Below are 3,477 nucleotides of genomic sequence, written 5' to 3'. Positions count from 1 at the left end.
CATGATTTGGGATATACCTTTTTGCGAGCTTCGGCAGAATTGGAGTCCACATTATCAAGAGATAGCCACAAATCTCTCGCTTCTAGCACGGTGAATCCATCTAACCCATTTTCTATCAACAACTTGTGCATGACCGCACTAATTCTTCGAGCCCGTTTCATTTCCAAAATTACACGCAACCAACCAAAAAACTAAGGATTGCTTAGTATACAGGAATCAGTAAAACTAAGAAAATCTTAGTTACCTTGAGGCCAGAGACATGAACTATAAGTGTCATTTACTAACCCAATCCCTGAGCGCCTTAAAGAAGCGCGCAAAAAAGCGAAACTCTCCCAAAAAGCTTTGGGAGTGCGTATAGGTATGGATGAAAGCTCCGCAAGCCCGAGAATGAATCAATACGAAAAGGGAAAACACACACCAGACATAAGTACGTTAAAGTCAATTGCAGATGAGCTTGGTGTGCCTTTGAGTTACTTCTTTTGTGAAGATGAGATTTCTGCGGAGTTAGCTGTGAATCTAAATAAGCTCTCTGAAACGGATAAGCTGAAGGTTCTTGAGGTCACAGTGCGGCTTATAGAAGAGTCATTTCAAAATAGTTGTCCTAAAGGGGACTAGCTACGCGAGCCAGCGAAAGGGCACTGGCTCTATTTGTTTTTTAAATACTATTTGCTGTTAAGGTAGTCTAGAACGACTTCATGATGGTCTTTAGTCTTGAACTTATTAAATACATGCTCAAGATTCCCAGATTCATCGATAAGGAAGCTTGTACGAACCACGCCCATATTCTCACGGCCCATGAACTTCTTAAGTTGCCAAACACCGTACATCTCACAAACTTCGTGCTCTTCATCGGCTAGTAGAGTAAAGTTCAAATCTTGCTTGTTGATAAAGTTGGTCAGCTTTTTCGGGGTGTCTGGGCTTAAACCAAGTACAACAACGTTGTGGGCATCTAGCTCAGCTTTGGTATCGCGTAACCCTTGAGCCTGAACAGTACAGCCTGGCGTTGAAGCGCGAGGGTAGAAGTAGAGTAGTACTTTTTTTCCTTTCAGCTCAGAGAGGGTTACTGGGTTGTTGTCTTGGTCGTTTAATGTGAAATCTGGAGCGATTTGTCCTGCTTCGATAGCCATGGGTTATCCTTACTTTCTTTAATTTACTCTGAATCGAGCTTTGTTATTATTTCAGTGTGTAGTTTTATCTATGCTTGGTGGTGTTGTCTAGTGGTAACTCTAAACTAGGTTTAGTTACTTTCTGAAGTTGCCTTCAACGATATTATCGGGCCTAGTGTTAACGACTTTATCCATGGCTTTCTCACGCTCTGAAGCAGGAAGCATTTCCATTAGATCTTGAACTATTTTGATATGAGTGGCAGCTTGAACAGCTAATGCCTCCTTATGGCTTTGAGCTTCGTCGTAATACTCTTTTTTCTTTTTATTCGCTTGAGTCTTGTCTTGCTTTAGTTGTTTAATATCAGCTTGCAATACATCAATAGGTGTTTGATTAGAGCCGTCTTGTGCCCCCCGAGCTTCAAGAAGTTTAGTCTTGATCATGACTCGAACGTCTTCATGCCTGCGCAGTGAGCCAACCGAGAGACCGGCTTCCTTCTCAACGGTACTATTGTTAATTTTTAGCTTACCTTCACGAGCTTTTTTCCTCAGCTCACGATTTTCAGGCTTGCCTTCTAATAGTCGCTCTAGGGCTTCCAGTAATTTGTGTTTGGTCGCCTTTGTCATTATTGAGTTACCTCGTAAGGTATCAAAAGATCTTTAGCTTGTTGTGGGAGCTCAACAGGCTCAAAGTTGATGCCTAAGTCTTCCATAATGCGCTCCGCAGCCGTAATTTTTATATACGCTTCTGATGCTGTTTGAGGCGTTAATTCATCATGTTCAATATCCCAAAGCATATTGATTTCAGCCTCCTTACGTTTAGATTCCGCAAAAACAGCATCAACAATGTAGTCATTCTTACAGTCAACACATTCAAGAAGATTTACCTGCGTGCGCAGACTACAGCCTGTTGACGTGCAGTAAACTCCAGGGGCTACTGCATGAATATGACGTTTTTGCTCTCGAATCTGCTTTTTCCAGTAATTGAGCGAAAGCATGTCGTAATCAGTTTTATCCTTAAATAGGTTACGCTCACTCTTTAGCATATTTTTTGCGAATTCTTTTCCTTTTCCGCCAGCAACACGCACTTTATTGGCAAGTTTTTTGTAGATATTAAGATAAACTTGGGCTTTTTGAGTAATTCTTTCTTCATTAATTGCGTAGGCCAAATTGTGTTTTTGCTGTCTGATTTTCTGGAATTTACTTGCGTTTTTGGCGTAATGCCTTGTCATAGCCATAGATACATGGCCGAACTGCTGTTTGAGTTGTGGAAATGTACAAAGCTCGTAACCGATAAGGTAGTAAGAAAAAGATCGCCGAAGTTGATGTCCTGAGAATTCATAATCATCACCAACATTGAACGAGAGGTTAGGATCAGAAACCTTTAAATCTAATAAATCGTCATTAGTAAGTGCAAGCTCTTCACTCAGTTCGTTTTCAAACCAAGCTTTAGCATGCCTACTGGGATCTTTTGCCCCCATGGCACCACAGCCCCCTTTTGTTTTATGGAAAAATGCATGGCTTTCAGTGGCTTGCTCTCTAAGTGGTTTATGTAGAGCTTGTAGTATCTCGTAAGCCTTTTTACCGACTTCTGTTGTAACAAACTCATCCTGCTTTGACTGAAAACCTTTAACGGTTTTTGATAGATCAGCGTGAATAATGTGAATTGCTTGTTTTGATATGAGCTTTGTTGTACACCGCGTTAGCGGTGTGAATATGATAGATTTCATCAGAGCGCATACCTGTGCGAGACATTAAAGTCCAACAACAACCACCGTTAAGATGTTTAAATAGTGATTGAGCTTCTTTAATATGTGTGACTTTCCTTGTCCCAATACTCAATTCGTTATTTGGATGAAACTGGTCAATATAATTACTTTTTATTTCTGGCTTGTACCTTTTGAGTAGCTTAATAGTTTTTGCTTCAGACGGAGAGTTTAATGCTAAAAAGGCTTTTTGAAAGGCAATGGTTCTTTCTTTATTAAGGGTATTAGTCTTGCCTAAACGCCAATGGATTTTACCTTTTTTAGTTTTTGATTCATCACTTAAAAGGTATTTAGTATAACCTTCATAAACTTTATCAAAGTAAGTCGAAATATAACAAGATAGCTGACTAAGTTTGTCACGAATAGGGTATAACTCATTTACCAATGCTTCTGACTTTTGTAGCCCCATATAATATAGGCGTTGAGGGATAACGGTGTATTGTTCAACCTCTCTAAGAGCTAACCCAAAAACGGAGGGAGCCAATCGTTTAGTTAATGTCACTTCAAAAGGCAAACCTTCTGCCTCGGTGTGCAATTTGTTAAGAGCGGTATAGATGCTCTCCCGCTCAAAGTTTATGTCAGTAAAATCGGTAACTATACCCGTGATC

3 protein-coding genes and 1 pseudogene are annotated in these 3,477 nt (G+C 40.2%); 1 reads left to right on the top strand and 3 read right to left on the bottom strand.

Annotation, left to right across the window (positions count from 1 at the left end; all coding sequences use genetic code 11):
- The first annotated feature begins 270 nt into the window (after positions 1–270).
- Positions 271–615 (top strand): helix-turn-helix transcriptional regulator, encoded by a 345-nt coding sequence (locus tag KIV40_RS25365; protein WP_285351965.1) that lies wholly within the window; start codon positions 271–273, stop codon positions 613–615.
- A 47-nt stretch (positions 616–662) separates the two neighbouring features.
- Here the strand turns inward: KIV40_RS25365 and bcp are convergent, their stop codons facing one another.
- From bcp to KIV40_RS25350, 3 genes and pseudogenes are all read right to left on the bottom strand, one after another.
- Positions 663–1,127, bottom strand: a complete 465-nt coding sequence (bcp, locus tag KIV40_RS25360) for a thioredoxin-dependent thiol peroxidase (RefSeq protein ID WP_176301525.1) — start codon at positions 1,125–1,127, stop codon at positions 663–665.
- Positions 1,128–1,241: 114 nt separating this feature from the next.
- Entirely contained in the window at positions 1,242–1,730 is a 489-nt protein-coding gene (locus tag KIV40_RS25355; protein ID WP_285351964.1) for a bacterioferritin comigratory protein, read from the bottom strand.
- Positions 1,730–3,477: pseudogene (locus KIV40_RS25350) on the bottom strand (site-specific integrase); the annotation flags it as partial. The gene KIV40_RS25355 and the pseudogene KIV40_RS25350, both read right to left, overlap by 1 nt.

It is taken from the genome of Vibrio sp. D173a, from assembly GCF_030248475.1.
This window is presented reverse-complemented; position numbering and strand designations above follow the sequence as displayed.